The following is a 25,582-nucleotide window of genomic DNA, read 5'->3' as shown; positions in this document are numbered from 1 at the left end:
GGTGTAGATCTAGGTTGTTTTGTAGAGTTTTGTAACGTTTACTCAGGTGATCTCCGTTACATTCAAGAGACCGGTTGAGACATATCCCGAGAGGAAAAGCTGTTGTTTTTCAGGACGCTCGGGTCAGGTAGATCGCCGCCATCTTGCGGCTTATAGCTGGTCTTACTGTCTTCGTCGTGGCGATCGCCATCAAAGTTCTGAGAGTCAGGGCTGACCCGTCCGGGATCTCAGAACTTCTTAAAATCTTTACAAAACGTAACTCACAAATGCTCTGTGGCGGTGTATAAATTTATCGGAAGGGCATGAGCAATTCGACGGAAGTTGAGTTTCAGCGATTTTCGCACTCTCTCATCTAAGACAGAAACTTTCTCAGTTTTGTCAGCCGTCGGTTTCTCGCCCAGGCTACCGTCTAGGAGCCAAACCGTTAAAATATCTCGTTTGAACTAGACCAGCCCATCTCAAGTTAAGTAGGAGATTAATTCATGTTCGACGCATTCACTAAAGTCGTCTCTCAAGCTGACGCTCGTGGCGAGTACCTCTCTGCCTCCCAGCTCGATGCACTGCAACAAATGGTTGCAGACAGCAACAAGCGCATGGACTCGGTTAACCGCATCACTAGCAACGCTTCTACGATCGTTGCTAACGCAGCACGCGCTCTGTTCGCTGAGCAGCCCCAACTGATCGCTCCTGGTGGCAACGCGTACACCAGCCGCCGCATGGCTGCTTGCCTGCGTGACATGGAAATCATCCTGCGCTATGTCACCTATGCCATCTTCTCTGGCGATGCTAGCGTCCTCGACGATCGCTGCTTGAACGGTCTGCGTGAAACCTACGTGGCTCTGGGAACTCCCGGTGCTTCCGTTGCCGTCGGCGTTCAAAAAATGAAAGAAGCGGCTCTGCAAATCGCAGGCGATCCTTCTGGAATCACCCCCGGAGATTGCAGCAGCCTGATGTCTGAAATCGGCACCTACTTCGATCGCGCTGCCGCTGCTGTTGCGTAATTCGCAACCCTTGCAGTCTGACAATTCAGACGTCATCGATACACCATATCGATTCCAACTTTCAAAATTAATTTGAAACTGTAACACAGGAGATTATTCAACAATGAAAACCCCGTTAACCGAAGCCGTCGCCGCAGCTGATTCTCAAGGTCGTTTCCTGAGCAGCACCGAAATCCAAACCGCGTTTGGTCGTTTCCGTCAGGCTAACGCCAGCCTGCAAGCTGCTCGCCAACTGACCGACAAAGCTCAGTCTCTCGTGGATGGCGCTGCTCAAGCGGTCTACAACAAGTTCCCCTACACCACCCAAATGCAGGGACCGAACTACGCGTCTACCGCTGAAGGTAAAGCCAAATGCGCGCGTGACATCGGTTACTATCTCCGCATGGTCACCTACTGCCTCGTGGCTGGTGGAACCGGTCCTATGGATGAGTACCTCGTTGCCGGTATTGACGAAATCAACCGGACTTTCGAGCTGTCCCCCAGCTGGTATGTTGAAGCTTTGAAATACATCAAAGCCAACCACGGTCTTTCCGGCGACTCCGCTGTTGAAGCCAACTCCTACCTCGACTACGCGATCAACGCTCTAAGCTAGATCGCCCTTCTAGCCCGGAACGGTAAGCAGCTGAAGAGCCTCAACGCTTGAAGTTGTTTTCTGTTCCGGGCTGTTTTTATATCCGTCGTTAACAATTTGGAGGATAGACTTTGGCTATTACTACTGCTGCAACCCGTTTGGGAACATCTGCCTACGCAGATAACAACCGAGTTGAACTGCGCCCCAACTGGACGGAAGACGAAGCTCAGATTGCCATCCGCGCCGTCTACCGTCAGCTTTTGGGGAACGATTACGTCATGTCGTCGGAACGACTGACGAGTGCTGAATCGCTGTTATGCGATGGCAGCATCACCCTGCGCGAGTTCGTTCGCTGCGTGGCTAAGTCTGAATTGTATAAGACAAAGTTCTTTTACACCAACTTTCAGACTCGCTTTACCGAGTTGAACTACAAACATCTGCTCGGACGCGCGCCCTACGACGAGAGCGAAGTAATCTTCCACTTTTACCGAGTTGAACTACAAACATCTGCTCGGACGCGCGCCCTACGACGAGAGCGAAGTAATCTTCCACTTGGACTTGTACCAAAACGAAGGCTACGACGCTGATATCGACTCTTATGTCGATTCCGTAGAGTATATCGATGGACTTGTACCAAAACGAAGGCTACGACGCTGATATCGACTCTTATGTCGATTCCGTAGAGTATATCGAGAACTTCGGCGACAACATTGTGCCCTACTATCGGGGATTTGACACCCAACGGGGTCAAAAAACCGTGGGCTTCACCCGGATGTTCCAGTTGTATCGCGGTTACGCTAACAGCGATCGCTCTCAACTACGGGGTTCGGAATCTCGCCTCGCCAAGGAACTCGGACGCAATAGCTCATCGGCTGTTGTCGGTCCGTCCAACTGTAATGAAGGTTGGGCCTATCGTCCCTCAAAAGCTGGGGTTGCTCCGTCTCGCTCCTATGGCTTGTCCGGTAGCAATGATTCCGACACGCGGATGTACCGCATTGAAGTGACGAAAATTTTGGGACGTAACTATCCCAATAACCTGCGTCGTGGTGGAACTCCCACTGTGCGTCGCAGTAGCCGTTCCTTCTTCGTTCCCTACAATCGCCTCTCCCAAACCCTGCAACGCATTCAGCGTGAAGGTGGGAAAGTAGCGAGCATTGAGCCTGCCAACTAGGACAGGTTTGGGTCGGTCTAGAGGTGTGGTGTAATCTACCCCTCGACTGCCACCGACCTCTTGGGAGATGGGGTGCTGTTTAATCAGACTCCATCTCTCAAACCAGCAGGGATTAGATGTACCAGTATAGAGGAGTTGACATCCAAACATGATGGGTTCTACAGCACTCAACAGCAGCACTCCCTCCGGGAGTCGTATGTTCCGCTATGAGGTTCGTGGCTTGCGCCAATCTCCCGGAACCGATCAGAACGATTATCCTATTCGTAGCAGTGACAGCATTTTCATGACGGTTCCCTACAACCGCATGAATGATGAGATGCGACGGATTACTCGTATGGGGGGGGAAATTGTCAGCATTCAGCCGGTGACATTTGACCCCGAAGCCAGTTCTGACGGAGAATCCGAAGAGTAAGCGCAGGTCTCGTTTTTTCATGCAGCCGTCAGAAACGCAAGTCGCGATCGCAGCCGAGTCTTGGACGACGGAACAGGCGATCGCGAATTTACAACAAACCGACGACCCCAGCACTCGCTATTATGCAGCTTGGTGGCTGGGGCGTTTTCGTGTCCGTGATGATCGCGGTCTGAAGGCTTTGATTGAGGCCCTCAGTGATACCGTGGATCGTTCCCCTGGTGGTGGCTATCCGCTGCGTCGTAATGCGGCCAAAGCCCTGGGAAAACTCGGGGATTTACGAGCGGTTCCCGCCTTGATTGAAAGTTTACGCTGTCCCGATTATTATGTGCGCGAGTCTGCCGCTCAAGCCTTAGAGGCTTTGGGAGATGCTCAAGCGATTCCGAGTTTAGTGGCATTGCTCGAAGGCGGTGTCGAGGCGGCGGTTCGTGTCCCCGGAAAACCGCACCTGGTACAGCCTTACGATGCGATTCTAGAGGCGTTGGGAGCCTTGAAGGCGACCGATGCCATTGAACAGGTGTATCCCTTCTTAGAGCATGATGTCCCTCGGGTTCGTTTTGCCGCCGCCCGGGCCCTGTACCAGTTAACGGGAGATGACCAGTATGGCGATCGCCTCATCGCCGCCTTACGCTCCCCAGAATTACAACTACGGCGGGCGGCCCTGATGGATGTTGGGGCGATCGGCTATCTCAAAGCCGTCACTCCCGTGGCCGAAACCTTAGCAGAAAATAGCCTCAAACTGATTGCCCTCAAAGGTATTCTGGAACATCACCTGGCCCAAATCGATGACTTGGACGAAGCCGCCATCGATATCATGACCCAGATGGATAAACTCTTGTAACGACTGACTGTTTCATGACTCTCGACTCTCTCTTGGCTGACGTTGATCAGGCCGATTCGGCGGTCAGTTTACTGATGGCCGTGCGATCGCTGGCCCAAACGGGCGATCCTCAAGCCGTGCCGAAACTCATCGAAGTCTTGGGATTTAACAATCCCGGGGCTGCCGTAGCTGCTGTTCAGGGGTTAGTGGCCATCGGCGAGCCGGCCGTTGCCCCCCTCTTAGAACATCTAGATGGCTACAACTATGGGGCCAGAGCCTGGGCCATCCGCTCCTTAGCAGAAATTGGCGACCCCCGGGCCTTAGAGGTGTTGCTCACCGCCGCTGGGGACTTTGCCCTAAGTGTCCGTCGCGCCGCTGCCCGAGGTTTAGGTCGTATACAATGGCAGAACCTAGACCCCAGTCAACGGGAGGAGGCCCAGAGTCGGGTACTGGAGCGATTGCTGGCCACCACCGCCGACTCAGAATGGGTGGTTCGTTATGCTGCCATTGTTGGCTTAGAAGCTTTGGCCAAGAGTTTGGGCGAGACGGACATCCAGCAAAGGATTAAACCCTGTCTGCAACAACTCCATCAAGAGGATGAGGAAGCGGCCATTCGGGGGCGATCACAGTTGGCCCAACAACGACTCACCCCGAACCGGCAAGAGTTGTATTCTACGTAATTCGCTCAACATTACGGAACGCCATCACAATTAAACTATCCTCTTCCTCTAAATGGTCAAAATGACTGGGTTTAGGATTGAGAAGAATTTGCCCATCTCCCCGTTTCACTCCCAAAAGTAACAGGGGATTATTGGGGTGCTTGGCACTGTAATTACTAATCCAAGTTCCCAACTCCGGAAACTGTTTCCCCAACAATTCCGAGGGATAATTGCCCGGTTGAATAAAATAAAACTCATTGGAGTCATCGGAGTAGGTCAGCAGTTGCTGATAGACCACCGACATATTCCTAAAAATGGCACTTTGGGCAATAATTCCCGAACTATAATCTCGGGCCGAGACCACCTCATCCACCCCAGCCTCCTGGAGATGGCGACGGCGATCGAGATTCACCAATTCCGCAATCACATGAATATCCTTTTGTTTACCTGGGGTTTGTTCTAAATGCTTCACCGCCAGGGCAATTAAGGCATTCTTTTCATCAGGTCCTGAACTCTCGTCATCCGCGAGTAAGATAATAGCCTTGGCTTGAAAGGCCTGTAAATCCTCCAAGGTGACATGATGAGTCGGATCTGCCTGAATGAAGTGAACATTCTCGAAATGATGGAAATCTCGGGCATCGACGACTTCCGAAGCCGAGACCACCACAATATCTAACGGTTCCCCATGATTGGACTCTAGTAACTGTTGGATAATGCTTGCCGCTTTGCCATTCCAATTACAGAGAATAATGTGATTATTAAATCGCTTCATTTGCTTTTGTTTCCAGAGAGCATGAGTGACAAATAGAGAGGAGATTTTACCGATAATTGTCCCAAACAAAAAGGTTCCAAAAACCAATAAAAAAAGTTGAATAATTCGCCCAGGGATGGTTCTGGGTTTATCGGGATATTCCCCCATCAGGGTAATAATGACATTTTCCAGAACTTCCCATAACTCCTCTCCCGATTCAGCCATTCCCTCACTCCAGGCGAGAAGCACCACCGTCCCCAGTAACAAGACCACGGCAGCGAGAATGCCCAAGATTAACTTGAGACGACTATTATTATTGAGTTTGACCATCGGCACCCATTCCGTGTTTTGTATTAATTAAGACTCTCGGCGATCGCCTGTTCTAACTCCCCTTTGGAGAGGGTCGTAAGAACAAAGACTTCCTGAACCGTTTTTCCGGCGCGGGCGATCGCCTTATAGCCCCCACGAATGGGAACCGACACCCGTAATTTTAACTTGGGAATATGTCCACGCGATCGGGAAATGACCCCAGGGGTAATCGTGCGAATTCCCTGGAACGACACCAACCGTTCCAACACCGGAATCAACCCATCCACATGAGTTGAATGATTGAGAACCAGGCGGCCACTATCGTTTGAGGGCATGATGTGCTTATCTCCGTATCATCTAAAGGGCATTAGCATCTTGACACTCCCTAGCCTAAAGGCGTGGGGATTCTTCCTTCAACGATCCGACTTGCCCTGACAGGTTTGCACCAGCCAAAGTAGCGGTCAAATCTCCAGAAGCGTTTGGGTCTAAGACCCAAGTTCCGGTATGCCCTACCGTACTTAAGGCAACATTCAGAATGTTGACGGCTGCGTTGTGGTCTCTATCCAACTCGCACCCACACTGACAAACATGAGTTCGAGTCGAAAGACTTTTCTGGACCACCGTGCCGCAACTCGAGCATTTTTGAGAGGTATAGGCAGGATTCACCGCCACGGTAATCTTGCCGAATTTTACCCCAAAATGCTCTAACCATTTCCTAAATTGATACCAACCAGCATCGTGAATCGACTTGGCGAGACAGTGGTTTCTAACCAGATTCTGTATCCTCAAATTTTCGTAGGCCACCAGATCGTTAGATTGGATTACGCAACGCGCCAGTCTCTTGGCGTGTTCCATGCGCTTAGGCGCAGGCTTCGCCAACACGTTGCCGACTTATTTTGAGATGTACTCGTCCGAGTCGATTGACGGCTTTTTTTCGGTTGGCAGAGCCTTTCTGTTTTTTGCTCACCCTTCGGTGAGCGCGTTTGAGCTTTTTCTCGGCGTTTCGGTAAAACCTCGGGTTCGGTTCGCACTCCCCGTTGGAATCGGTGTAGAACTCAAGGAGTCCGACATCCAACCCCACAGTATTTCCTGACGGTTTGAGTTCTTCTCGAACCTCTACTTTGACGCAGAACTGAGCGTAATAGCCATCGGCTCTGCGAACCAGTCGAACCCGTTTGATTTGTTCGATACCGTAAAATGCCAAATCCCAGGTTCCAACTAGCTTCAGTCGCCCGACATTCTTCTTGTCGGTAAAGACAATGTGTTTGGGGTCGAGTAACTTCCAACCGGAAGTTTTGTACTCGACGGAACGACCATTTTTCTTGAACCTGGGATATCCTTCTCTTGGTGCGCGTTCCCTGGCGCCGTACGACGGCGCGGGGTCGCACCGCTTCTTGCCAGGAACAGACTGGCGACAGTTCTCGAAGAATCGAGAAATTGCCGACCAAGCACGTTCGGCTGAAGCTTGACGAGCCGTGCTGTTGAGTTCTCTAGCAAAATCATACTCTCGGGCGAGTACCCGACAGTACTTATTGAGGTCGTATTTGTTGACCCCAGGGGTATCCATCCAATAGCGCAGTGCCTTGTTACGAACGAACTGTGCGGTTCGGATCGCTTCGTCAATCGCCGCGTATTGGTGGGGCTTCCCTTTGATTTTGAACTCAAGAACAAGCATCGCACCGTTGGCATCGGTTGTGCGGACAATCTTGGCACAAAAAAGCAGGATCGTCAAAAGCCGTCCTAGAAGGACGGGGTTTTAGACCCAAAATTTTCGATAAACGGGGAAAAACCCCGATTCTAGCTAAGAAAATCGGGGTTATCAGTCATCTATTCAGAAGTTGGGGGTTGGGACTCCTTGACCTTTTTAGGACGAGGTGTCGGGCGACTCCCCTTAGAACCGGGGCTAGACTTACGACGGCCCGGGCGACGATTTTGGGGCGACTTGGAGCGAGTCTGACGTTTCGGGGGCATTACACCCATATTTTCTCCCGTCAAAATCACTAAGTCCTGGCCCTGACGTTCAACCTCAAACGACCAAAAATGTCGTAAAACGCGGCCCGTCGCCGTTCCCGTCAGGGCCAGTTTAAAGAACTTCGGAGGTTGTCCCGCCTTCCGGGGCCCCTGGCGAATTTTAACAATTATGCGACGCTCTTCCTCCGAATAAAACACCACTTCCCCGCGAACGGAAAAATAGCCTTCGTGAACCTCCTCAGAGGACAATGGAGGAAGCTCTGAATCCTCTTGATTGAGGTTTTCCGGTTCCCAGACCCCAACAATTTGTAAATGGAGATTTCCATCTCGTTGGCCAGTTCGGGGATAGACCACCCAAAGATGGTCTTGTTCCAGGTCAATGTGATTTTTTACCAAACTCATCACCCGTCCCAATAACACCGCCTCAACGGCCATGTCATCCGCTGTTTGAAGCACTCCCTGAGTAATTTGCTCCTCCGAGGGGATATAGCGGCCACGAACCACGCCAATGGCTCGATATTGCCTCGGTTCACTCGGGGGAGGAATGGGAACGGGACGTTGAGGAGGCTCAGATTCAGGAGCTGTCGAGGCGGCGGTAGCTGGGGACTCCGGTTTTTCCTCGGGAGGCGGTGGAACAGGGGGTTTTGGGCGTAATAAGGCATCAGCCTCAGCCTTTTGGACCTGATCGGCTACGGACTCTTTCGGGTCTGGATTGGGAGGATGGAGTGGAGACTGCATCGTGTCATTAAAATCGGAATTTGAACGAGAAGAGGAACTCATAAACCCTCCTAATAGCGGAGATACATCCGTCAATAATCCCGCTGATCGTGATTAAGACTAAACCGACCATCGGCGGGATGAGCAATTGGCCCCTAAGGGGCGAACAGTCATTCGCCCCTACAGAGACCTGCGGTGAACCAGGGGGAGTGATGATCATCATTGGTGTAACTCGTTACCTTTGAGCCTTAAACCTCTTTCATCAGAGTGATTTCTGAGAGGAATTGCCCAAAAGTACGAGTTAGATCAACTATCTCACATTCCACCTTAAGGATAGGTTTCAGGACTGTCACCCATAAATCGGGAATCTCTAGTCCGGGACTGGAGTGGCCGCAACCGGGCCTCCAGAATCTTGGACTGGGATCGATTGACTTAAACCAAACCGGTTTAATCTTAGCCTTTCGTCCGGTCAGGAGTCTGGCAATTCTCCTAGGGAATCATGAGTCCTTAGCTGATGCCGATGCGGGTTTGACTTTGTTCGAGTTGTGCTAAGAGACTGTTGCGATCGCGGGCCGGTTCCAAACAACTTAAGCCCTGACAGATTAAGCCAACCGCCCCTTCCGGCAGTTCCGTCACCTCTTTCAGTACCGTTGCGGGCAAATAGCGCCCCTGTAACTGGGCCATTTCAGCGGCGGTGGTTCGCACGACTGTAGCATTCTGGAACCAATCCAAGGCCCCAAATAAACTTGGACACGCTTGGGGCATCTTTTGCAAAATGGGTAAGAAGGCATTTAACACCGCTTCCGCCCGCTGCAAATAGAGTAATTCCTCCCCATAGAGAGACAAACGCACTAAATTCATAGCTGCGATGCCATTGGCCCCTGGGGTGGCATTGTCCGTATAGGCTCGTTCACGCACGATCGCCCCGCCACGGGTATCCTGAGCCGCGTTATAGTAGCCGCCGAACTCATCACTCCAGAGATGCTCATCAAACTCCGCTTGCACATTGATGGCCGCATCGAGATAATCCGGCGCTCCCGCCTCCACCAAATCTAATAGAGCCTTGACAAACAGAGCATAATCCTCCGATTGGGCCAACACCGAGGGCGTTCCCTGATAGTTGAGGCGATAGAAGCGTCCCTCAATCCATTGATGATTGAGGATAAAATCCGCTGTCTTGGCGGCCATGGCCAAATACTCCGGTTCCGCAAAGGCCACCGAGGCCCGGGCCAAGCCAGAAATGACGAGACTATTCCAAGCCACAATCCCCTTCGTATCCGTCACGGGGGGAATGCGACCGGCCCAATCTTGCGATTTAGCCTCCTGATTATCTCGCGCTGGGGGGAAGGGCTGCTCCCGGTTCATACTTGTGCCATAGCGCCCCTCAAACAGTTGCTGTAGAGCCTCTTCTGACAAGGGACTTAAAACTCCTGGCCGGCGACGCTGTAGGACGGTATTCCCCTCAAAATTCCCCGCTTTGGAGATATGAAATTCCGCCTCTAGGGCTTGATACTGCTCTGAGGTGAGTCGTTCCCGTAACTCCGCGTCGGACCAAACATAGAAGGCCCCTTCTTCGGGTTCCCGTTCCTGGGGACTGGTGAAATTATCGGCATCTTGAGCCGCATAAAAATAGCCTTCAGGAGCCATCATCTCCCGTTTGAGCCAAGACACCGTGAGGGTCACCGCTCGCTCAATGGCGGGGTCTTGCGTGCCCGAACACCATAAATTAGAAAGATATTCAAGAATTTGCCCATTGTCGTAGAGCATTTTCTCAAAATGGGGAACCGTCCAAGTAGCATCCACGGTGTAGCGGTGAAATCCACCCCCCACCTGGTCAAAAATCCCCCCCAGTACCAAATCAAAGCCCCGTTGGTCGCAGCGGGGTTGAGCCACAAAGTCTTTATCTAACTGAAAGCGGGTTCCTCGTAGGGCGGTTTGCGCGTAGGGCATCATGGGGAAACAGGGGGCCCCTTCCGGTTGTAGGACTCGGATACTGGCTTCTAATCCCTGTTGGAGGAGTCGGTCATTGAGGAGGGAGGTGTTCTCAATCTTTTTGAACTCTGGGGGAAGTTCGGCTGCTTGTTGTAAGGCCGTCAGCATATCCTCGCTGATGCGGTCTAACTTGTCCTTTTCGTTGTCGTAGTAGTCCCGTAACTGCGTCAGGACTTGCAGGAAGCTGGGGCGACCATACCGAGGTTCGGCGGGGAAATAGGTACCGCCATAGAAGGGAACCAGACTCTCGGGGAGTAAAAAGACGTTGAGGGGCCAGCCTCCTTGTCCTGACATCAGTTGCAGGGACTGCATGTAGAGACTGTCGATGTCGGGGCGTTCCTCGCGATCGACTTTGATGGGGACAAACTGGTTGTTGAGATAGTCGGCAATCTCGGGATCTGAGAAGGCTTCTCCTTCCATGACGGTACACCAGTGACAACTGGAGTAACCCACCGAGAGAAAGATGGGTTTGTTATCCTGGCGGGCTAATTCGATGGCTTCATCACACCAGTACCACCAATCAATGGGATTCTCGGCATGTTTGCGAAGATATAGACTTTGACTGTTAGCGAGACGATTGGTCATGGGAGTGAGTGCTGTAAAATGGACAATCCTGTTAGGACGTATAAACAATAAGAAAACCCCTTAGATGGGTTGTTTTCAAGGGTGTCTTTGTCTTATGTTGTCTGGCGCAGGAGTTAGGGAGAATGAGAGGGAAGTTGGCCGGGGCGAACCTCTAGGGTCAGTTTTTGTTCACCCCGTGAAATGTCTAATTCCAGAGCTTCACCAATGCGGCTTTCTTCCACAATACGCTGGACGCTTTCAAAATTCACTACTGAGACGTCACCAATGCGGAGAATGACATCCCCAATTTGTAGGCCAGCGGCTTCGGCGGGAGATTCGGGGACTACATTGACAATCAAGACTCCTTGGTCAACGGTCAGTTTAGGAAAGTTGTCCTCTTCGGCTAATTCCGCTTTGAGATTAGCATCCAGGGTTTTGAGGCGAACGCCAAGATAGGGATGTTGAGCGGTTCCGTCGCGAATGATTTGCTGTCCGACCCGCAGGGCAGTTTTGATGGGGATGGCAAAGCCGAGTCCCTGGGCCCCATCCAGGATGGCGGTATTCATCCCAATGGCTGAGCCTGATGCGTTGAGGAGTGGGCCCCCGGAGTTGCCCGGGTTGATGGCTGCGTCCGTTTGAATGAATCCCACGCGGCGTTCAGGAACCCCAATTTCGCGGCTACTGCGTCCCGTGGCACTGATGATACCCATGGTGACGGTACTATCTAAGCCGAGAGGATTGCCGATGGCGATCGCCCATTCACCGGGTTTCAGGTCATCGGAGTCCCCGATGGGAACTGGGGCCAGGCTAACGCCTTCAAGTTTAACCACCGCTACATCGGTCACCGGATCACGTCCGAGGACTTGGCCGCGCAACACCTGGCCATCATGGAGGACGACCCGCACCTGTTCAGCATTGCCCACCACATGGGCGTTCGTGAGAAGATGGCCCTGGTCATCAATGACAAAGCCGGTTCCGGCACCTTGGGAATAGGGCGGGTAGGGGATGGGTTCGAGTAAGTCCGAGGGTCCCAAATCGTCCCCGGAATAGAGGCGCTGAGGTTCAATGCGCACCACTGAAGGTTCAACCTGACGCACTGCGCGGACAATGAAGTTCGTTTGGTCAAAACTGCGATCGCCCGTTTCAGGACTCGGGACTGGGAGAGAGAGACTCTCTAGACCCTCTGCACCCGAATCTTCAGGGAGAGCCTCTTGGCTGAACTCACGGCCATTTCCCTCGGACTGGGCCGGGGATTGGGACTCCTGGGGGGACGATGGAGAGGGGACGCGAACCAAACCGGAGTCTGGGTTTTGCGATCGCTGGATAGCGACGGCGATCGTCAGCCCGAGTAAGAATATCCCAAAGCCCATCGCCCCTTGAGTCCTAGGACGTTTCGAGTTTTGGCGAGACAATGCCATTAACCTCTATTGCGCTGCTGCTTAGATATCGTGCTTTCATTATAGAGGCTTTTGTGGAGATCCGTTGTTAAGATTGCAGGTCAATCAACCCCCTCCTCCTAGGGACGAAAATTTTCCCCTCCTGAGGGGGGCGAGGGGTGGGTTATACCCCTCCAATTTGATATCTAACACCAAAAATCACCCTCGATTCTCTGAAAGCCAAGGTTATTTTTATAGACTTAAGAATCATGACTTCTAAACATCCTGAATCGTTAGACTTAAAGCCGTTAGCGCCTTATGAAGACCGGCTTCTCAATGCTCTAGCGTTTTTCCGCACGCAACGGGACAACTCAACCCAAGCTCGTCACTGTTTAAGTATGTATTTGCGCCAATCAGAAGCGCGAATTATGTCTGAAGTTGGTTTTTATGCTCAAGAAGTTGGGTTGACGGGTCGGGAATTGTTGGAGTTAATTTATGAGAATCCCAATCAAGCACAATCGCTGATTCAGGACAAGTTAGGAATTGATATTTTTCAGGTTTTTCCCAGTGAACCGTAGGGGCGAAAAATTTTTCGCCCTATAATGTTGTCCCAAATGCAATCCACCCATGACACCTCAACCGTCGGGGCAATCCCTTGTGGTTGCCCTCCTGGGGGGAGCGCGTCATACTGGGGAAAGGTTTATGAGGAGAAGCAGCCATGTGGCGGCGACTGTGGCGTTGGCTGAAGCAACTGTGGGCGAAATGGCGCGGGACTTCCCCGCCAGTTGGTGAGTCTCCTCAGACGATCCCAGACTTTGTCTCCCTCAGCGATTCCCGGTACGAGACCCTGTTTTTTGGACTGCTGGACGGTGTAGAGGCGGGATGGACCGCGCAACAGGTGGCAGAACACCTCAAAGGACGATCGCAAGACCCCTGGTTTCTCAATTGGTTACAGCGGTTCAGACATACGCTGATGTCGTCTCGGGTTCCGAATCACGAACTGGCGCGGCGCATGGTGCGGTTGCGAGGGCAAGGCTGTGATCCGGTGGGGGAAACGGCGGCGGAGATTGGCGAGGCGTTGCTGGCGCGGGAGATACCGGAGGAGGTTGAGGGGGAGAGTGAGGAGGAGGTGTCAGAGACGGGAGGGGAGAGGTTGCCGGTTTCGAGTGAGAGTGAGGAGGAGGCGGAGGTTTGGGTCGAGCGTGGAGTGAGTTTTTGGAGTGCTGGAGTGTTTGAAGAGGCGCTGGAGAGCTTTGATCGCGCCCTAGCTCTCAATCCCAATCTTTACCAGGCTTGGGGCAACCGAGGGAATGCGCTCAGTAAATTAGGGCGATATGAGGAGGCGCTGGAGAGTTGCGATCGCGCCCTAGCTCTCAATCCCAAGGACGATGTGGCTTGGCTCAACCGAGGGGCTGCGCTCGGTCACTTAGGGCGATACGAGGAGGCGCTGGAGAGCTATGATCGCGCCCTAGCTCTCAATTCCAAGTTTGACTGGGCTTGGCACAACCGAGGAATTGCGCTCGGTCACTTAGGGCGATACGAGGAAGCGCTGGAGAGTTGCGATCGCGCCCTAGCTCTCAATCCCAATGACGACAAGGCTTGGCACAACCGAGGAAATACGCTCAATAACTTAGGGCGATACGAGAAGGCACTGGAGAGTTGCGATCGCGCTCTATCTCTCAATCCCAATGACGACCTGGCTTGGTTCAACCGAGGAAATGTGCTCAATAACTTAGAGCGATATGAGGAGGCCCTGGAGGGTTATGATCGCGCCCTAGCTCTCAATCTAAAGCTCTACTTGGCTTGGAACAACCGAGCAATTGCCATCAGTAACCTCAGACATTCTGTGATGACTCCCCTCGCCATTCAATATCCCCAACTCGCCCAACCCGGCTATCCCGGACAACTCGCCACCTACGACCAAGGACTGCAACACTGCACACGAGACACTAATCCAAAAGGTTGGGGGTTATTGCATTATGGCAAAGGACGATCGCACTACGACTACGCTCATCCCAACCTGTATCTCCAAAATCGCCGCAGTTACTTCAGCAAAGCCCGAAGCGAATACCTCACCGCCCTAGAAACCCTCACCGCCCAAGACGTTCCCGAATCGCATCTCAACGTATTACGGGATCTCGCCCGCGTCTACTCCAGCCTCGACGAGCCAGACTCCGCAGCAGAAGTCATGCGACAGGGGACAGACGTACTGCACCAATACCTCGACAGCGTAACCAGTCCTGGCAGGAAACGCCAGCTACAATTCGAGTTTGCCGACTTCCAACAAGCCACCGTAGACCGTCTAGCACAGGAGGGCAACGACATCGCCGCCTGGGAACTGGCAGAACGGGGAAAAAACACCTGCTTAAGCTGGTGGTTGCGCGGTTGGACCGATGAATTTGTCTCCGCCACCGCAGAAGCCGCGACGGCCTTCGCCAACCATGACCATGCCGCCCTCATAGACTGGCATTGTAGCCCCACCGCCCTCAACATTTTCCTCATTCAACCGGGACAACCGCCGCACCTGCTCGATGCTGCCACCTCCGCCAGAGAGCGTTACCGCGTCTTTCAGGACTGGTGGCAGGCTTGGAACCGGGACTATCTCGACTATCGAGACACCAAGGACAAATCCCACGGCAACCCCGACCATCCCTGGCGACAACAACTCCCGCAACGCCTCGATGAATTAAAGCAACTGCTCGACATCGATCGCATCGTCGCCCAACTCGCGCCCCCCGACACCGCCGCACCCCATAGCATCCCCCTAATTCTGCTCCCCCACAAAGAACTGCACCTGCTGCCCCTAGAAGCCCTATTTCCCGACTGTTTCGCCATCTCGCGCCTTCCCTCGGTGCAGACAGGACTTACCCTACAACAGAACCGCCAACGGGCCACCGCCTCCTTCCTCAGCATTGACCCCCAGGCGGAAGATTTGCTCATGGCAGATTTCGAGTCAGCGGCCATCAGCCATCTCTACGCCACCACTCGCCTGGAAAGCAACGCCGTCACCCCGGAGGCGGTTCTCAACCACCTGCAAACTCCCCATCGCCTGGCTCACTTCACCGGCCACAGTTGGCACGAGTTCCCCAATCCCGCCCAGTCACGGCTCAGTCTGGCTCAAAACAGCGCCCTCACCCTCGGGCAGATGTTGCAGAAGCTGGAGAACCTCAGCAGTTATGATCTGGTGAGTTTGGGGGCCTGCGAAACGGGCATCGGGCGGGATTATGACTTAGTGACGGAATATGTGGGTTGGGCCAGTGGCTTGCTGGCGCTGGGGGCCAAGTCGGCCCTAACCTCTCTGTGGTTGGTCCAGTCTGACGCGAGTGCGCTGCTGATGGTGCGCTTTTACGAGTTGCTCAATCAGGGACAGTCTGCCGCTGTTGCCCGAAGTGGTGCCGTGGCCTGGTTGCGCCAACTGACTCAGGCTGAGTTGCAAGACTGGTATGAAGACTGGCTCGCACGTTTGCAAGACTCCACGGCAAAAACCTGCCTCCGCCGAGCGGTAAGGCGACTAGCTAAGATGGAGGAGAGATACCCCTACGACGATCCCTATTTCTGGGCGGCGTTTGTGGTGTCTGGCCTCGATGAACCTCACACCCCTTCAACCTGATGAAAGCGACCTCTCGCATTACTCTAAAAGCGTTTCTCCTCAGCCTCGCCGAACGGGACGAACTCCCCCCTGAGTGGCACTCTCAACTGGCTCAGTTTGACTGGAACAGCGACGAGGGACTGGCGGCGGTGGATGAGTGGGCCAGTCAACATCTCAACCCCAGCTATGATTGTTGGTGCGATGAGTTGGAAGCGCCTCTGGCGCAGCGTTCCATGGGTAAACCAACTCAAGTGGATTGGTCGCGGGAAAACCAACTGACTCAGGAGGAATATCGCAATTTCTTGCAACGCAGTGATGATGACTTGATTGCTCAAGCCAAAGCTGCATCAGAAAATACGAAGTCCTGGCGGGGTTGGCGCGATCGCCTGTTGGGAGGGCAAGCTAAAGGTTAATCTCTAGTAAACGGTCAGACTAGATTGTAAATGACTTCAACGAGCGGGGCGAATAGCAGGGGCGATCGCACGTCAACTCCTTTAGAAACGCAACCGGAGAACCCACCCGAGGACAGGCCGCTGATTTATCCGACGTTGGACGGGTTGCTGTACGATGTGCGCGAGACGTTGGGCCAGTCGGAGGCTGTGGCTCGGATTCGCCGTCGCCAATTTTGGCAGAAAGTCTATGGAGATATCCCAGACGACAGACTCGATGCACTGCAACAGAATGAACATGAGGATGGTGTCAACGCTCTGTTGCCCAATACTGAAAGCCTCTACTGGCAAACGGGGAAACCGAACCCGCAAGAAGAACTCGACGGCTTTATCTACCCCTTTGGCTTAGAGGACATCTACGGCTTGCAACTGGAAACGTCAGGCCGCTATCTCACATCCCCCGCTGACACACCCTCCACTCCACCACAAATCAACGATAATCCCCGCCCTCTCGCCGCCATTGATGACCTCAAACAGCAAATTTTGGCTCAACTTGACCCTGAAGCCAAAAGCCTCCCTACGCGCCGTCCAGAACGCTATGGAAGCCTCGGGGAAACCTGGTTTATTTGGGCAAAACAAACAGACGAGCGATTGCAGTTCCCGCACGCTTCGCGATCGCCACAAGACCTGGCACAAGATATTTATGCCCGTTTCCTAGACTTAGATCCTAAGGATATTCACGATCATTTAACCTTGACAGGATCTATAAAATATGGTCAAAAATCCCCCCATTTCTTTGAGTTTGAAAAGACTCCCACATTTTGGCAGGGAGAATGGCACGAGTTTTTAAATCGCTATCCCCATGTCTGTGTTCTCCTGTTTCCTGAGTCAGAAAACATCGAGGAAATTCGCAATTGGATGGCGGACTTTGCCAACTTTAACTTCATTCGCTGGTTCGGTTTTCGCAATAAGGTGAGGTGGGCCAAATGGAACAGCCGACAACTCAAGGCGGAACTCAAGGGGAACTATGCAACGGTGAAACGCCGATATCAGCGAGTGCGCGATCGCCTCAACTCGAAACCCGTCAACCTAGCGGAACTTCAGAAGGATTTAACCCAATGTCTGAGCGATCGCGCGGAGTACGCCGAAAAACTGGTGCTGCTGGATGCACAGCAACACGCGATCGCCATCAACGCCAGAAACTACGAACAACGCCAACGCCGCTTAGGGTTAGAACTCCAGCGGACGGAACATTCCAACTGGAACCCCGATCGCGATATCGAGCAAATCCAGTTCGATCGCGACAACCTAGAAACGGGCCTGACACTTCTAGATCATCTCATCCGCAACATTGAAGGGGTGATTCAGATTGAACAAACGAGGGGCGATCGCGCCTTGAATCAAACGGTGGGAATGGCGGGTGTGGGGTTGGCGACAGGTGCGATCGCCGTTGCAGTGGCCACCACTCACCCTCAGCAACCGCCAAAACCCCGAGATATCATCACAGCCCCGGCGTTTTGGTGGAGTTTACTGGTGGGAATCGGGTTTAGTGTGTTGGTGGCGATTTTGCAGGCGATTGCACGGCGAGGACGGGGTTGAGATGTCGAGATCTAAAATTAAAAGCAAGTACACGAGAGCAAGGGTCAATGCAAATCACACTCATCCCCACAGCATTTAGCAAAAAAATCAAGGTGTATCGATTTCACCAACAAGCTGTAAAACACTTTTGCATAGAGGTTCTCCTACCCAAAATCCTGCCTCATTTATCAATGCCTTCAGTAAGGGCTTTACTTCAGTAATCAAGCCTTGACTTTTCGCTTCGACCAAAACTCCTAAAATACCCGTATAACGGAGATTAAACCGACTTGCGACTAGCCGGCCGCGCCGTTCATTAATTAAAACTTGCTCAGCTTGAACCTCGACGGCTAACGCGATCGCTTCTGCTTCTCCAACATCGAGTTCGTTACTCAGGACTTCGACAAGGGTGCGATCGCTAACGGGACGAGTTTGAAGCCAGTCAAAGGTTTGTACCTCGGTCGCACCAGACACAGGAAAATTGGGGTCAGTTAATTCTTGATAAACGGCTTCAGGAATAAGAACTGTTCCATAAAGCTGGTGAAGGAGATGGAGGTGATTGATTGCTGCAAGATTGTTAATGGGTGATGTATCACTGACAAGAATCACAATCGACCCATCTCCCGCAAGTTTTGAATATCTTGCTCAAAATCCTCTACTCCATAATGTACGGGAATGTGGCGACTAGCGAGGAGGTGTTGAAAGGCGACACGGTGCATTTGGGCAAAGCGACTGGCTTGAGCAAGGGTCAGCTTTTCTTGTTGAAAGAGCATCACAGCAATTTCCTGACACATTTCAGCCTCAGTCATGTGAGTGGCGGTTAAAATTTCGTCGGAGACAATAACACTCATCTCTCAACCCCCTTGGAGACCCACACCATAACGGTAATCCGTTTGGTGTTGGGAGGAAAAGGGGGACGACCAGTTATGCGACATAAGAATAACCATCCTTTTTGTGAATGTGTTTACAGTATTTGTGGCTGATACCTTGGATCAACCCTTGATTAGTGGTGATATTGAAGGAACCTTGAGAGCGGACTGCAACTCGTCCCAGATACTCTCCTACTTTCTTGCCACGAGTGACAATCGCTTTTACGATGTCACCAGTTTGAAAGCCTTTGACAAATTTATACCTAGGAACATAACGAGACGGAAAACCGTATTTATCAGTCCGACACATCTGGCGGGTTCCATGTCCCTTCGCAGAAATTAACAAAGGTTTTGATGTAAGGAGCTTGAGTGAGTCAACCTTCCCCACAGAAGCGGCATCAAGCCAGTGTGTCTTAGGTAAACCAAGTCGAGTCCGATTGAATTTGGTTTGACCCCCACTTCCTGTAACAACAGGTAAACCTGTTCCCTTCAGTGTATTAAACAATACCCATCGGGTGGAATTGACCGCTGTCGCATCCCTAAGTGGTGATTTGGCTTGCTTGAGGATACGACTTAGCAAATCTGGCTGACCAGAAAGGAAATCCCTGATATCGTGGGTTCCTTTGCGGATATTGCAGGGTTCACAGGCTAGGCAGAGGTTAGAAATACGATTGGTTCCTCCCTTTGCCTTTGGCTGAATATGTTCCACCTGAAGAGGAATGTCTCTTCCTCCACAATAAGCACATTGGCGGTTCCACTTCTCCAGTAGGTACTCCCGCACTTCGTAGCCCTGTAATTCCCCTTGCTGATACTCAACTCCAGAGATTTCGGGGGTCTTCATTTTCTGCAAGTCAAACCGCACCAACTCTTGAGTGATACCGACAATAGGGCTATAGCGGATTAACTTGTTAACCCAGGTTAGGGTTGTATCTACCCGATGTTGCAAGCTCGGAACCAGCCATCCTTTTGGTTTCTTGCGATTCAGGAAACGAGCGGGTCGATAGCGGGTTTTACGGTAGCGACGACCCCGGCGAATAGCCCGGCGAGAATCTAAACTCGCTTTAATTTGCTGCCCCCGGTGGGACAGTTCTGCTCCCCAAATAACATCCTCCCCTCTTAGGATAGCAAGTCCAGTCGTTTTAGAGCCGGGGTCAATTTTGACAGTTAGAGGTGTGGGTTTTGCATTTTGTGCCTCCTTGAGGATGATAGTAAAGGGATATCGACGCAAGACTGCTGCCTTGTTCTGATTCAGTAATAATCTCGCCTTGGCGGGATGGACTGGATCACAAGGGTTTTTGTCTGTGTCTATAACGAAAACGTAATTAGACATGGATTCTCCATTTCTGGGTAATTTTCGCTTCGTCAATGTTATTGGTCGGTACTATCCAAAGAACACTGGTTTAACCCGTTACACCTGTTTAATCCTTTGGTTCTAGGGCCGGGGACTAGCGACGCATCCCAGGGTAGGAACTTTAACACTTACCAATAACGTAGTCTGCAAAGGACTGAGACTGGTCAACTGGGGCTATTTTTCAAGCCCACACTATAACGGGACTCCGTTTAGTGTTGGGTTGTTGACGGCTAAATTCCTTGCTATCCCTCTTAATTTTACTCTCCTTTGACCACGGGTGCGATCGCCGTCGCGGTGGCCACCACTCACCCCCAGCAACCGCCCAAACCCCGAGATATCCTCACAGTCCCGGCGTTTGGGTGGGGTTAACTGATGGGAATTGGGTTGAGTGTCTTGGTGGCAATTTTGCAGGCGATCGGAGAATCTAGTTGTAGAGGTCAGATTTCTCAATGGACGGACTATATCGGTTCCATTAGCATGGTATCCTCGCCTCTTGCATGGCTCAATCGAGGAACGTAACGACTGTTTTTCAGAAGTCGTGCCATAGATGTCTGTAGGGGCGAACGGCCGTTCGACCTCCTCGGTGTCAGATGTATAGCAAGCATTTTGAAAAATGGTGTGAATTAGGTTTCAATTCGGGATGAATGAGTTGCTGTGGAGATATAATCTGGGGGGCAACCACAAGGGATTGCCCCTACAAAGTTGAAGATCTCCCGTTTAGTTGAGTCTTTTTTCTAAGGTTTGATGAGGGATGCCGACTTCGATAAACTCAGAACTGATGGGCTGATACCCCAGTTTTTGGTAGAATCTAAGGGCTGAAACTCTCGCCGCTAAATTGATGATTTTTATATGATGTTGCCTTAAATAGTCTTCAACTTCTCTGATTAAAAAGGTTCCTAATCCTTGATATTGTACTTCAGGAAGAACCGCCATTTGTCGCAGTTTGACCTGTTCTTGAGTTTTGGGGACAATCACCACGCAAGCTAGTAATGGGCCAAGTTTCTCTGAAGATTGAAGGATGCCAAAATGACCTTGGTGGATTTCAGATTCTAGGTTTTCTTCCCAAATTGATAAACCCAAAGGTTGTCGTAAGACTTGGTCGCGAAGGGTTAAGGACTGTTGATAGAATGGAGAAGAAACCGAGTAGTTCACCGCCTGGATTAGACCTAAATGGGGATGAGACCAGGAATTTAAGCCTTTGAAATGCGTGCTATCGGTGAACATACGCCCTTACTGGTCGCTCAGGGTTTCAATTAATAGGTCAAGCTGCTGCTGCTTTTTTCCGAGAAATTGCTCACAGTCTTGGAGATGTTCGGCAGCGACGGCAAATTTCTCGAAGACGTCTTCTAAATCAAGTTGTCCCGATTCGATTTTTTGAATGATGCTCTCGATTTCTTCGACGGTGGCTTCGTAGTTCCAAGGATGAGTCATGGGGAATTGACGTAGGGATAGAGAATCGCAGAGAGTCAGAGATTAGGATTGGCTGAAGGGTGCGGGTCCTTCAGTGCCAGTGGAGGTGATTTTTACCTTAACCCATCCTTGGGCCAGTTTCACGGACAAAACCCGTCCAGATCGCAGTTCCTTGGCGGAGCGGACAATCTCTCCCTGAGCATTCCGGACAACGGCGTACCCGCGATCTAAGACGATTTGCGGGTTGATGGTGGTGAGACGTTCTTGCAGAAACTGATGTCGTTGTTGGGCCTGCTGTAAGCGTTGCTGGCTGGCGTTAATCAGGCGCTGTTTGAGCTGCTGAAGCTGTTGCTGTTCTTGGTTGAGTTGACGCTGAATTGGGGTAATATCGAGGCGCTGACGTAGCTGATGGAGATGCGATCGCACCCCCCCGAGATACGTGATCATCACCTCTTCTAGACGTTGCTGGCGATCGCGGTGGGCCTCAATCAGACTCTCAAGTTCAGGAACCGCCCGTTTCGCTGCAGCTGTAGGGGTTTCAGCAGCAAAATCAGCGGCTAAGTCCGCCAGGGATTCATCCCGCTGATGACCAATTCCCGTGATGACGGGACAGGGACAGAGGGCGATCGCCCGCACCACCCGCTCATCATCAAAGACGGCTAAATCTTCCGCCGAACCGCCGCCACGAGCCACAATCACCAGTTCAGCGCGTCCATCAGCCACCACCCGCGCGATCGCCCGTTCAATACTGGCCGCCGCGCGATCGCCCTGAACCCCCGTCGGAGACAGTAATACCTGAATTCCCGGATAACGCTGGCGTAGGGTACTTTGGATATCTCCCCAGGCCGCCGCTTGGGGAGAGGTCACCACGGCGATGGTTTGGGGATGTTCGGGGAGCGATCGCTTGCGTCCGGGGTCAAACAACCCCTCAGTCATCAAGCGACTACGCAGTTGTTGATACTGTAACGCCTGCATCCCTGCCCCCAAGGCCAACACCTGAAATCCGTACAACTGATACTGACCCCGGCCCCGAAACAGACGAATGTTGCCCCCAACCACCACCAACTCCCCCAACTTGGGCGGTGTGGACAGCTTCGCCACCTGGCTTTTCCAGATCACCCCATTGAGAATAGAATCATCCTGGCGATCGCGCAGAGTAAAAAACAACCCCGAGGGATGGGTTTTACAACTCGAAACTTCCCCCACCACCCAAACTGGGCGTAATTGGGGATTGTCTTCGAGGAGGGATTGGATATAATCTGTGACCCCGGCCACAGTCAAACTTCCCTCAGGAACAGGCAGATCGGTCGCTTGCATACATCAAGTGAGTGCCGCATAGCCCGATACAATCGTTCTCGTCAGGCGTACGGTGTGGCGTAGAGTGTAAGGTCTTTTGCCCGGGACTTGGCTGGCCGTTATACCATGACCGTTCCCAAGGGGATTCTGTACTAGAATAATGTATCTGCTGCAAACCCGGAAGATCCAGATTCTTAAATCAGCTTTTCACATCTTGTCGTTCTCCAGCAACGCTACAGGTTCTACGCTGTAACCGTCCCCGTTGACGGTTCTTCCCCGGCCCGAGAGCGGGTCAATTAGTCAATTCATCGAACATCGAGGCAAGTATGGCGACTCCTATCACCCAGAACTCCGAAAAGCAGAAAGCGTTAGACATGGTGCTCAACCAAATTGAACGTTCCTTTGGTAAAGGGGCGATTCTACGGTTGGGGGATTCGGCGCGGATGCGCGTTGAGACGATTCCCAGTGGTGCCTTAACCCTTGACTTAGCCCTCGGCGGTGGACTCCCGAAAGGGCGGGTCATCGAAATCTACGGGCCCGAGAGTTCCGGTAAAACCACCGTCGCCCTCCATGCGATCGCCGAAACTCAAAAAGCAGGCGGAATCGCGGCCTTTGTCGATGCTGAACACGCCCTCGATCCCACCTATGCGGCGGCCTTAGGGGTTGATATTGAAAATCTCTTGGTCTCCCAACCGGACACCGGCGAGATGGGCCTAGAAATTGTTGACCAATTGGTGCGTTCTGTCGCCGTAGACTTAGTGGTCATCGACTCTGTGGCGGCCCTGGTTCCCCGCGCCGAGATTGAAGGGGATATGGGGGATATCCATGTGGGCCTACAGGCGCGACTGATGAGCCAGGCCCTACGAAAAATTACTGGTAATATCGGCAAATCTGGCTGTACCGTCATTTTCCTCAACCAGTTACGGCAAAAAATCGGCATTAGCTACGGTAGCCCTGAAACCACAACTGGGGGGAATGCGCTTAAGTTCTACTGTTCCGTGCGCCTCGATATCCGTCGCATCCAAACCCTGAAAAAAGGCTCCGATGAATATGGGATTCGCGCCAAAGTTAAGGTGGCTAAAAACAAAATTGCGCCGCCGTTCCGGATTGCTGAGTTTGATATTCTCTTTGGCCAGGGGATTTCCCAAGTGGGCTGTTTACTGGACTTAGCCGAGGAAACGGGGGTCATTAAGCGGCGTGGTGCTTGGTATAGCTATGACGGGGATAATATCGGCCAGGGCCGAGATAACTCGGTGCAATATCTTAAGGAGAACCCGGAGTTCGCTGCCACCATTGAGGAAAAAGTCCGTCAAGAACTGGCGATGGGGGCGATGGTCTCTTCTAATAGTGTGGGTAAAAATGGGACTCCCCAAGATAAGGGCGATACTCAGACTCCAGCCGAATCCTCGGCGGGGAGTAACGGTAAGGGCAAAAAAGAAGAGGAATAGTCCTATTCGCCCTATAACAAAACCGAGGCCAAATCCCTGGCCTCGGTTCTTCACATTACAGGAGTCAGACCTAGATTAAGCCTAGGCGAGTCCCACCAATTTCATGCTCAAATCCCACATCCGCTCACCTCGTTCATCGTCTCGGGCTTGAGGGGAGACTTTCTGAACAAAGGATTTGCGGTCTTTTTTCTGGCGGTTCCCCCAACTCCAATACGCACCCGACTGGCGATATTCGGGGTCAGCCACCACAGCGGCCACCCGTTCCCCGGAGAGTTCCTGAGAAACATAGCCTTTGGTGATGTATTTTTGGAAGATGGGGAAGATTTTTTGAAAGAGAGGATAGTGATTGCGGAATAGGGGAGTGTCGGCGACACAACCGGGATACAGGGAGGTAAAGGTAATCCCGGTTTCCTCGTGGTAGCGCCGATGCAATTCCCGCATCGTCAGCACGTTACAAACTTTGCTGTCTTTATAGGCTTTCACCGGTTCAAAGGCTTTCCCGTCGGCCATGGTGACCGGATCTTTGAACCCTTTTTCAAAGCCTTCAAAGTTGCCCAAGTCGGGACGTGGGGGAATCTTACCGCCGAGTTCGTCGGGGTTATGGGTGACGGTTCCCAGGATGACCATACGCCGATCCTCGTAGGTCGATCGCTTCATGTCCTCGATCATGACGTTACAGAGGAGGAAATGACCGAGGTGGTTGGTGGTCATGGTCAGTTCGTACCCTTCAGGCGATCGCAGGGGTTCTTTGATCAAGGGCATATAAATTGCCGCGTTGCACACTAGGGCATCTAGAGGACGGTTCAGGCTGCGGAAATTGGTGACAAATTGACGCGTACTGGCGAGGGAGCCGAGGTCAATGTGCATGATGGTATAGCTTCCTTCAGGAAGTCCGACCTCTTTGGCGGCAGCTTCAGCTTTTTCGAGATTGCGACAGGCCATGACGACATGCCAATCATCCCGAGAAGCCAAAGCTTTTGCGGTGTAGAGTCCGACGCCGGAAGACGCGCCCGTGATTACAGCCGTTCGGTTGCGATCTTGTGCCATGTTGAGTTAATTTTTTTTAAAGTTTATTGACAAGTACAAGCGAAATTGATGTCACATCGCGCTCACGCTGCGCTGAGGGTGCGATCGCAAAGTTCCCATTTTCTGAGTCTTGAATTTGGGCTTCTAAGATACTTAATATAAACCAAAAATTGAGCGATCGCAACTCCTAGTTTAGACTTTAACAACAAAAATTAAATATTTGTAAAGCAAGGGAACGGGGAACAGGGAACAGGGAACAGGCAGTAGGCAATAGAAAAGGAGGGCGACCCCATATGGAATCGCCCTCGGGAAGTTAGG

Annotated in this window: 24 protein-coding genes and 3 pseudogenes; 14 read left to right on the top strand and 13 right to left on the bottom strand. The window is 52.1% G+C overall.

Annotated features, from left to right (window positions below; translation table 11 throughout):
- The first annotated feature begins 482 nt into the window (after positions 1–482).
- The 8 genes and pseudogenes from cpcB (at position 483) to cpcF (ending at position 4,652) form a co-directional block, all read left to right on the top strand.
- Positions 483–1,001: a C-phycocyanin subunit beta gene (cpcB, locus tag L855_RS11430; protein ID WP_068790624.1), complete on the top strand. Its 519-nt coding sequence runs from the start codon at positions 483–485 to the stop codon at positions 999–1,001.
- Positions 1,002–1,104: 103 nt separating this feature from the next.
- Entirely contained in the window at positions 1,105–1,593 is a 489-nt protein-coding gene (gene cpcA / locus L855_RS11425) for a C-phycocyanin subunit alpha (RefSeq protein WP_068790625.1), read from the top strand.
- A gap of 110 nt (positions 1,594–1,703) precedes the next feature.
- Positions 1,704–2,054 (top strand): annotated as a pseudogene (locus L855_RS22845) (phycobilisome rod-core linker polypeptide); the annotation flags it as partial.
- A gap of 10 nt (positions 2,055–2,064) precedes the next feature.
- Complete coding sequence (locus L855_RS22840) at positions 2,065–2,229, top strand: phycobilisome rod-core linker polypeptide (RefSeq protein ID WP_425500572.1); 165 nt, start codon at positions 2,065–2,067, stop codon at positions 2,227–2,229.
- Positions 2,195–2,743: pseudogene (locus L855_RS22835) on the top strand (rod-capping linker protein CpcD domain-containing protein); the annotation flags it as partial. The gene L855_RS22840 and the pseudogene L855_RS22835, both read left to right, overlap by 35 nt.
- A gap of 148 nt (positions 2,744–2,891) precedes the next feature.
- Positions 2,892–3,155 carry a rod-capping linker protein CpcD gene (gene cpcD, locus L855_RS11415; RefSeq protein ID WP_159788103.1) on the top strand — a complete coding sequence of 88 codons (264 nt, stop codon included), beginning with the start codon at positions 2,892–2,894 and terminating at the stop codon, positions 3,153–3,155.
- 19 nt (positions 3,156–3,174) lie between these two features.
- Entirely contained in the window at positions 3,175–3,993 is an 819-nt protein-coding gene (gene cpcE, locus L855_RS11410; RefSeq protein ID WP_159788101.1) for a C-phycocyanin alpha-cysteine-84 phycocyanobilin lyase subunit CpcE, read from the top strand.
- Positions 3,994–4,007: 14 nt separating this feature from the next.
- A complete protein-coding gene (gene cpcF, locus L855_RS11405) occupies positions 4,008–4,652 on the top strand; it encodes a C-phycocyanin alpha-cysteine-84 phycocyanobilin lyase subunit CpcF (RefSeq protein WP_159788099.1) in 645 nt (214 codons plus the stop codon).
- Here cpcF and L855_RS11400 read toward each other — a convergent pair.
- The 6 genes and pseudogenes from L855_RS11400 to L855_RS11375 all read right to left on the bottom strand — a co-directional run bounded on the left by L855_RS11400 (position 4,645) and on the right by L855_RS11375 (position 12,353).
- Positions 4,645–5,712 (bottom strand): potassium channel family protein, encoded by a 1,068-nt coding sequence (locus tag L855_RS11400; protein WP_159788097.1) that lies wholly within the window; start codon positions 5,710–5,712, stop codon positions 4,645–4,647. The two genes, cpcF and L855_RS11400, sit on opposite strands and share 8 nt — an antisense overlap.
- A 23-nt stretch (positions 5,713–5,735) precedes the next feature.
- Positions 5,736–6,026: a DUF2103 domain-containing protein gene (locus L855_RS11395; RefSeq protein ID WP_159788095.1), complete on the bottom strand. Its 291-nt coding sequence runs from the start codon at positions 6,024–6,026 to the stop codon at positions 5,736–5,738.
- Between the two features lie 55 nt (positions 6,027–6,081).
- A pseudogene (locus L855_RS11390) lies at positions 6,082–7,366 on the bottom strand (RNA-guided endonuclease InsQ/TnpB family protein).
- Positions 7,367–7,518: 152 nt separating this feature from the next.
- A complete protein-coding gene (locus L855_RS11385; RefSeq protein ID WP_159788093.1) occupies positions 7,519–8,400 on the bottom strand; it encodes a hypothetical protein in 882 nt (293 codons plus the stop codon).
- A 486-nt stretch (positions 8,401–8,886) separates the two neighbouring features.
- Positions 8,887–10,956, bottom strand: a complete 2,070-nt coding sequence (locus tag L855_RS11380) for a thioredoxin domain-containing protein (protein WP_159788091.1) — start codon at positions 10,954–10,956, stop codon at positions 8,887–8,889.
- 113 nt (positions 10,957–11,069) lie between these two features.
- Complete coding sequence (locus L855_RS11375; protein ID WP_159788090.1) at positions 11,070–12,353, bottom strand: trypsin-like peptidase domain-containing protein; 1,284 nt, start codon at positions 12,351–12,353, stop codon at positions 11,070–11,072.
- Between the two features lie 227 nt (positions 12,354–12,580).
- On the opposite strand from L855_RS11375, the gene L855_RS11370 reads away from it, so the two are divergent.
- The 4 genes from L855_RS11370 (at position 12,581) to L855_RS11355 (ending at position 17,888) form a co-directional block, all read left to right on the top strand.
- Positions 12,581–12,889 carry a hypothetical protein gene (locus tag L855_RS11370; protein WP_159788088.1) on the top strand — a complete coding sequence of 103 codons (309 nt, stop codon included), beginning with the start codon at positions 12,581–12,583 and terminating at the stop codon, positions 12,887–12,889.
- A gap of 140 nt (positions 12,890–13,029) precedes the next feature.
- Entirely contained in the window at positions 13,030–15,921 is a 2,892-nt protein-coding gene (locus L855_RS11365; RefSeq protein WP_159788086.1) for a CHAT domain-containing protein, read from the top strand.
- On the top strand, positions 15,921–16,313 hold the full coding sequence (locus L855_RS11360) for a hypothetical protein (protein WP_159788084.1): 393 nt from the start codon (positions 15,921–15,923) through the stop codon (positions 16,311–16,313). The genes L855_RS11365 and L855_RS11360 overlap by 1 nt, the downstream gene beginning before the upstream one ends.
- A gap of 30 nt (positions 16,314–16,343) precedes the next feature.
- Positions 16,344–17,888 carry a hypothetical protein gene (locus L855_RS11355; protein WP_159788082.1) on the top strand — a complete coding sequence of 515 codons (1,545 nt, stop codon included), beginning with the start codon at positions 16,344–16,346 and terminating at the stop codon, positions 17,886–17,888.
- Positions 17,889–17,975: 87 nt separating this feature from the next.
- Here the strand turns inward: L855_RS11355 and L855_RS11350 are convergent, their stop codons facing one another.
- From L855_RS11350 to iscB, 3 genes are all read right to left on the bottom strand, one after another.
- The gene (locus L855_RS11350; RefSeq protein ID WP_159788080.1) at positions 17,976–18,473 is read right to left on the bottom strand and encodes a PIN domain-containing protein; all 498 of its coding nucleotides are present in this window, start codon (positions 18,471–18,473) and stop codon (positions 17,976–17,978) included.
- Positions 18,470–18,715 (bottom strand): UPF0175 family protein, encoded by a 246-nt coding sequence (locus L855_RS11345; protein ID WP_159788078.1) that lies wholly within the window; start codon positions 18,713–18,715, stop codon positions 18,470–18,472. Before L855_RS11345 ends, L855_RS11350 begins: the two co-directional genes overlap by 4 nt.
- A 73-nt stretch (positions 18,716–18,788) precedes the next feature.
- Entirely contained in the window at positions 18,789–20,063 is a 1,275-nt protein-coding gene (gene iscB / locus L855_RS11340) for an RNA-guided endonuclease IscB (protein ID WP_159788076.1), read from the bottom strand.
- Positions 20,064–20,472: 409 nt separating this feature from the next.
- On the opposite strand from iscB, the gene L855_RS22830 reads away from it, so the two are divergent.
- Complete coding sequence (locus L855_RS22830) at positions 20,473–20,631, top strand: DUF2442 domain-containing protein (RefSeq protein ID WP_219729906.1); 159 nt, start codon at positions 20,473–20,475, stop codon at positions 20,629–20,631.
- Between the two features lie 170 nt (positions 20,632–20,801).
- Here the strand turns inward: L855_RS22830 and L855_RS11330 are convergent, their stop codons facing one another.
- From L855_RS11330 to xseA, 3 genes are all read right to left on the bottom strand, one after another.
- Positions 20,802–21,164, bottom strand: a complete 363-nt coding sequence (locus tag L855_RS11330) for a GNAT family N-acetyltransferase (RefSeq protein ID WP_159788074.1) — start codon at positions 21,162–21,164, stop codon at positions 20,802–20,804.
- Positions 21,165–21,314: 150 nt separating this feature from the next.
- Positions 21,315–21,515 (bottom strand): exodeoxyribonuclease VII small subunit, encoded by a 201-nt coding sequence (gene xseB / locus L855_RS11325; RefSeq protein ID WP_159788072.1) that lies wholly within the window; start codon positions 21,513–21,515, stop codon positions 21,315–21,317.
- A 42-nt stretch (positions 21,516–21,557) separates the two neighbouring features.
- Positions 21,558–22,811, bottom strand: a complete 1,254-nt coding sequence (xseA, locus tag L855_RS11320; protein WP_159788070.1) for an exodeoxyribonuclease VII large subunit — start codon at positions 22,809–22,811, stop codon at positions 21,558–21,560.
- Positions 22,812–23,116: 305 nt separating this feature from the next.
- Here xseA and recA point away from each other — a divergent pair, with 305 nt between their 5' ends.
- The gene (gene recA / locus L855_RS11315) at positions 23,117–24,238 is read left to right on the top strand and encodes a recombinase RecA (RefSeq protein WP_246198823.1); all 1,122 of its coding nucleotides are present in this window, start codon (positions 23,117–23,119) and stop codon (positions 24,236–24,238) included.
- An 81-nt stretch (positions 24,239–24,319) separates the two neighbouring features.
- On the opposite strand, the gene L855_RS11310 is transcribed toward recA, so the two are convergent.
- Positions 24,320–25,285 carry a protochlorophyllide reductase gene (locus L855_RS11310; RefSeq protein WP_159788068.1) on the bottom strand — a complete coding sequence of 322 codons (966 nt, stop codon included), beginning with the start codon at positions 25,283–25,285 and terminating at the stop codon, positions 24,320–24,322.
- Between the last annotated feature and the right edge of the window lie 297 nt (positions 25,286–25,582).

It is taken from the genome of Sodalinema gerasimenkoae IPPAS B-353, from assembly GCF_009846485.1.
GTDB lineage: Bacteria > Cyanobacteriota > Cyanobacteriia > Cyanobacteriales > Geitlerinemataceae > Sodalinema > Sodalinema gerasimenkoae.
The sequence above is the reverse complement of the archived record's forward strand: the minus strand, read 5'-3'. Positions and strand labels throughout refer to the sequence as shown.

Excerpts from the sequence above, each read along its gene's own strand:
- cpcB (WP_068790624.1), top strand. The coding sequence starts at position 483 with ATGTTCGACGCATTCACTAAAGTCGTCTCTCAAGCTGACGCTCGTGGC.
- cpcA (WP_068790625.1), top strand. The coding sequence starts at position 1,105 with ATGAAAACCCCGTTAACCGAAGCCGTCGCCGCAGCTGATTCTCAAGGT.
- cpcD (WP_159788103.1), top strand. The coding sequence starts at position 2,892 with ATGATGGGTTCTACAGCACTCAACAGCAGCACTCCCTCCGGGAGTCGT.
- cpcE (WP_159788101.1), top strand. The coding sequence starts at position 3,175 with ATGCAGCCGTCAGAAACGCAAGTCGCGATCGCAGCCGAGTCTTGGACG.
- cpcF (WP_159788099.1), top strand. The coding sequence starts at position 4,008 with ATGACTCTCGACTCTCTCTTGGCTGACGTTGATCAGGCCGATTCGGCG.
- L855_RS11400 (WP_159788097.1), bottom strand. The coding sequence starts at position 5,712 with ATGGTCAAACTCAATAATAATAGTCGTCTCAAGTTAATCTTGGGCATT.
- L855_RS11395 (WP_159788095.1), bottom strand. The coding sequence starts at position 6,026 with ATGCCCTCAAACGATAGTGGCCGCCTGGTTCTCAATCATTCAACTCAT.
- L855_RS11385 (WP_159788093.1), bottom strand. The coding sequence starts at position 8,400 with ATGCAGTCTCCACTCCATCCTCCCAATCCAGACCCGAAAGAGTCCGTA.
- L855_RS11380 (WP_159788091.1), bottom strand. The coding sequence starts at position 10,956 with ATGACCAATCGTCTCGCTAACAGTCAAAGTCTATATCTTCGCAAACAT.
- L855_RS11375 (WP_159788090.1), bottom strand. The coding sequence starts at position 12,353 with ATGGCATTGTCTCGCCAAAACTCGAAACGTCCTAGGACTCAAGGGGCG.
- L855_RS11370 (WP_159788088.1), top strand. The coding sequence starts at position 12,581 with ATGACTTCTAAACATCCTGAATCGTTAGACTTAAAGCCGTTAGCGCCT.
- L855_RS11365 (WP_159788086.1), top strand. The coding sequence starts at position 13,030 with ATGTGGCGGCGACTGTGGCGTTGGCTGAAGCAACTGTGGGCGAAATGG.
- L855_RS11360 (WP_159788084.1), top strand. The coding sequence starts at position 15,921 with ATGAAAGCGACCTCTCGCATTACTCTAAAAGCGTTTCTCCTCAGCCTC.
- L855_RS11355 (WP_159788082.1), top strand. The coding sequence starts at position 16,344 with ATGACTTCAACGAGCGGGGCGAATAGCAGGGGCGATCGCACGTCAACT.
- L855_RS11345 (WP_159788078.1), bottom strand. The coding sequence starts at position 18,715 with ATGAGTGTTATTGTCTCCGACGAAATTTTAACCGCCACTCACATGACT.
- iscB (WP_159788076.1), bottom strand. The coding sequence starts at position 20,063 with ATGTCTAATTACGTTTTCGTTATAGACACAGACAAAAACCCTTGTGAT.
- xseB (WP_159788072.1), bottom strand. The coding sequence starts at position 21,515 with ATGACTCATCCTTGGAACTACGAAGCCACCGTCGAAGAAATCGAGAGC.
- xseA (WP_159788070.1), bottom strand. The coding sequence starts at position 22,811 with ATGCAAGCGACCGATCTGCCTGTTCCTGAGGGAAGTTTGACTGTGGCC.
- recA (WP_246198823.1), top strand. The coding sequence starts at position 23,117 with ATGGCGACTCCTATCACCCAGAACTCCGAAAAGCAGAAAGCGTTAGAC.
- L855_RS11310 (WP_159788068.1), bottom strand. The coding sequence starts at position 25,285 with ATGGCACAAGATCGCAACCGAACGGCTGTAATCACGGGCGCGTCTTCC.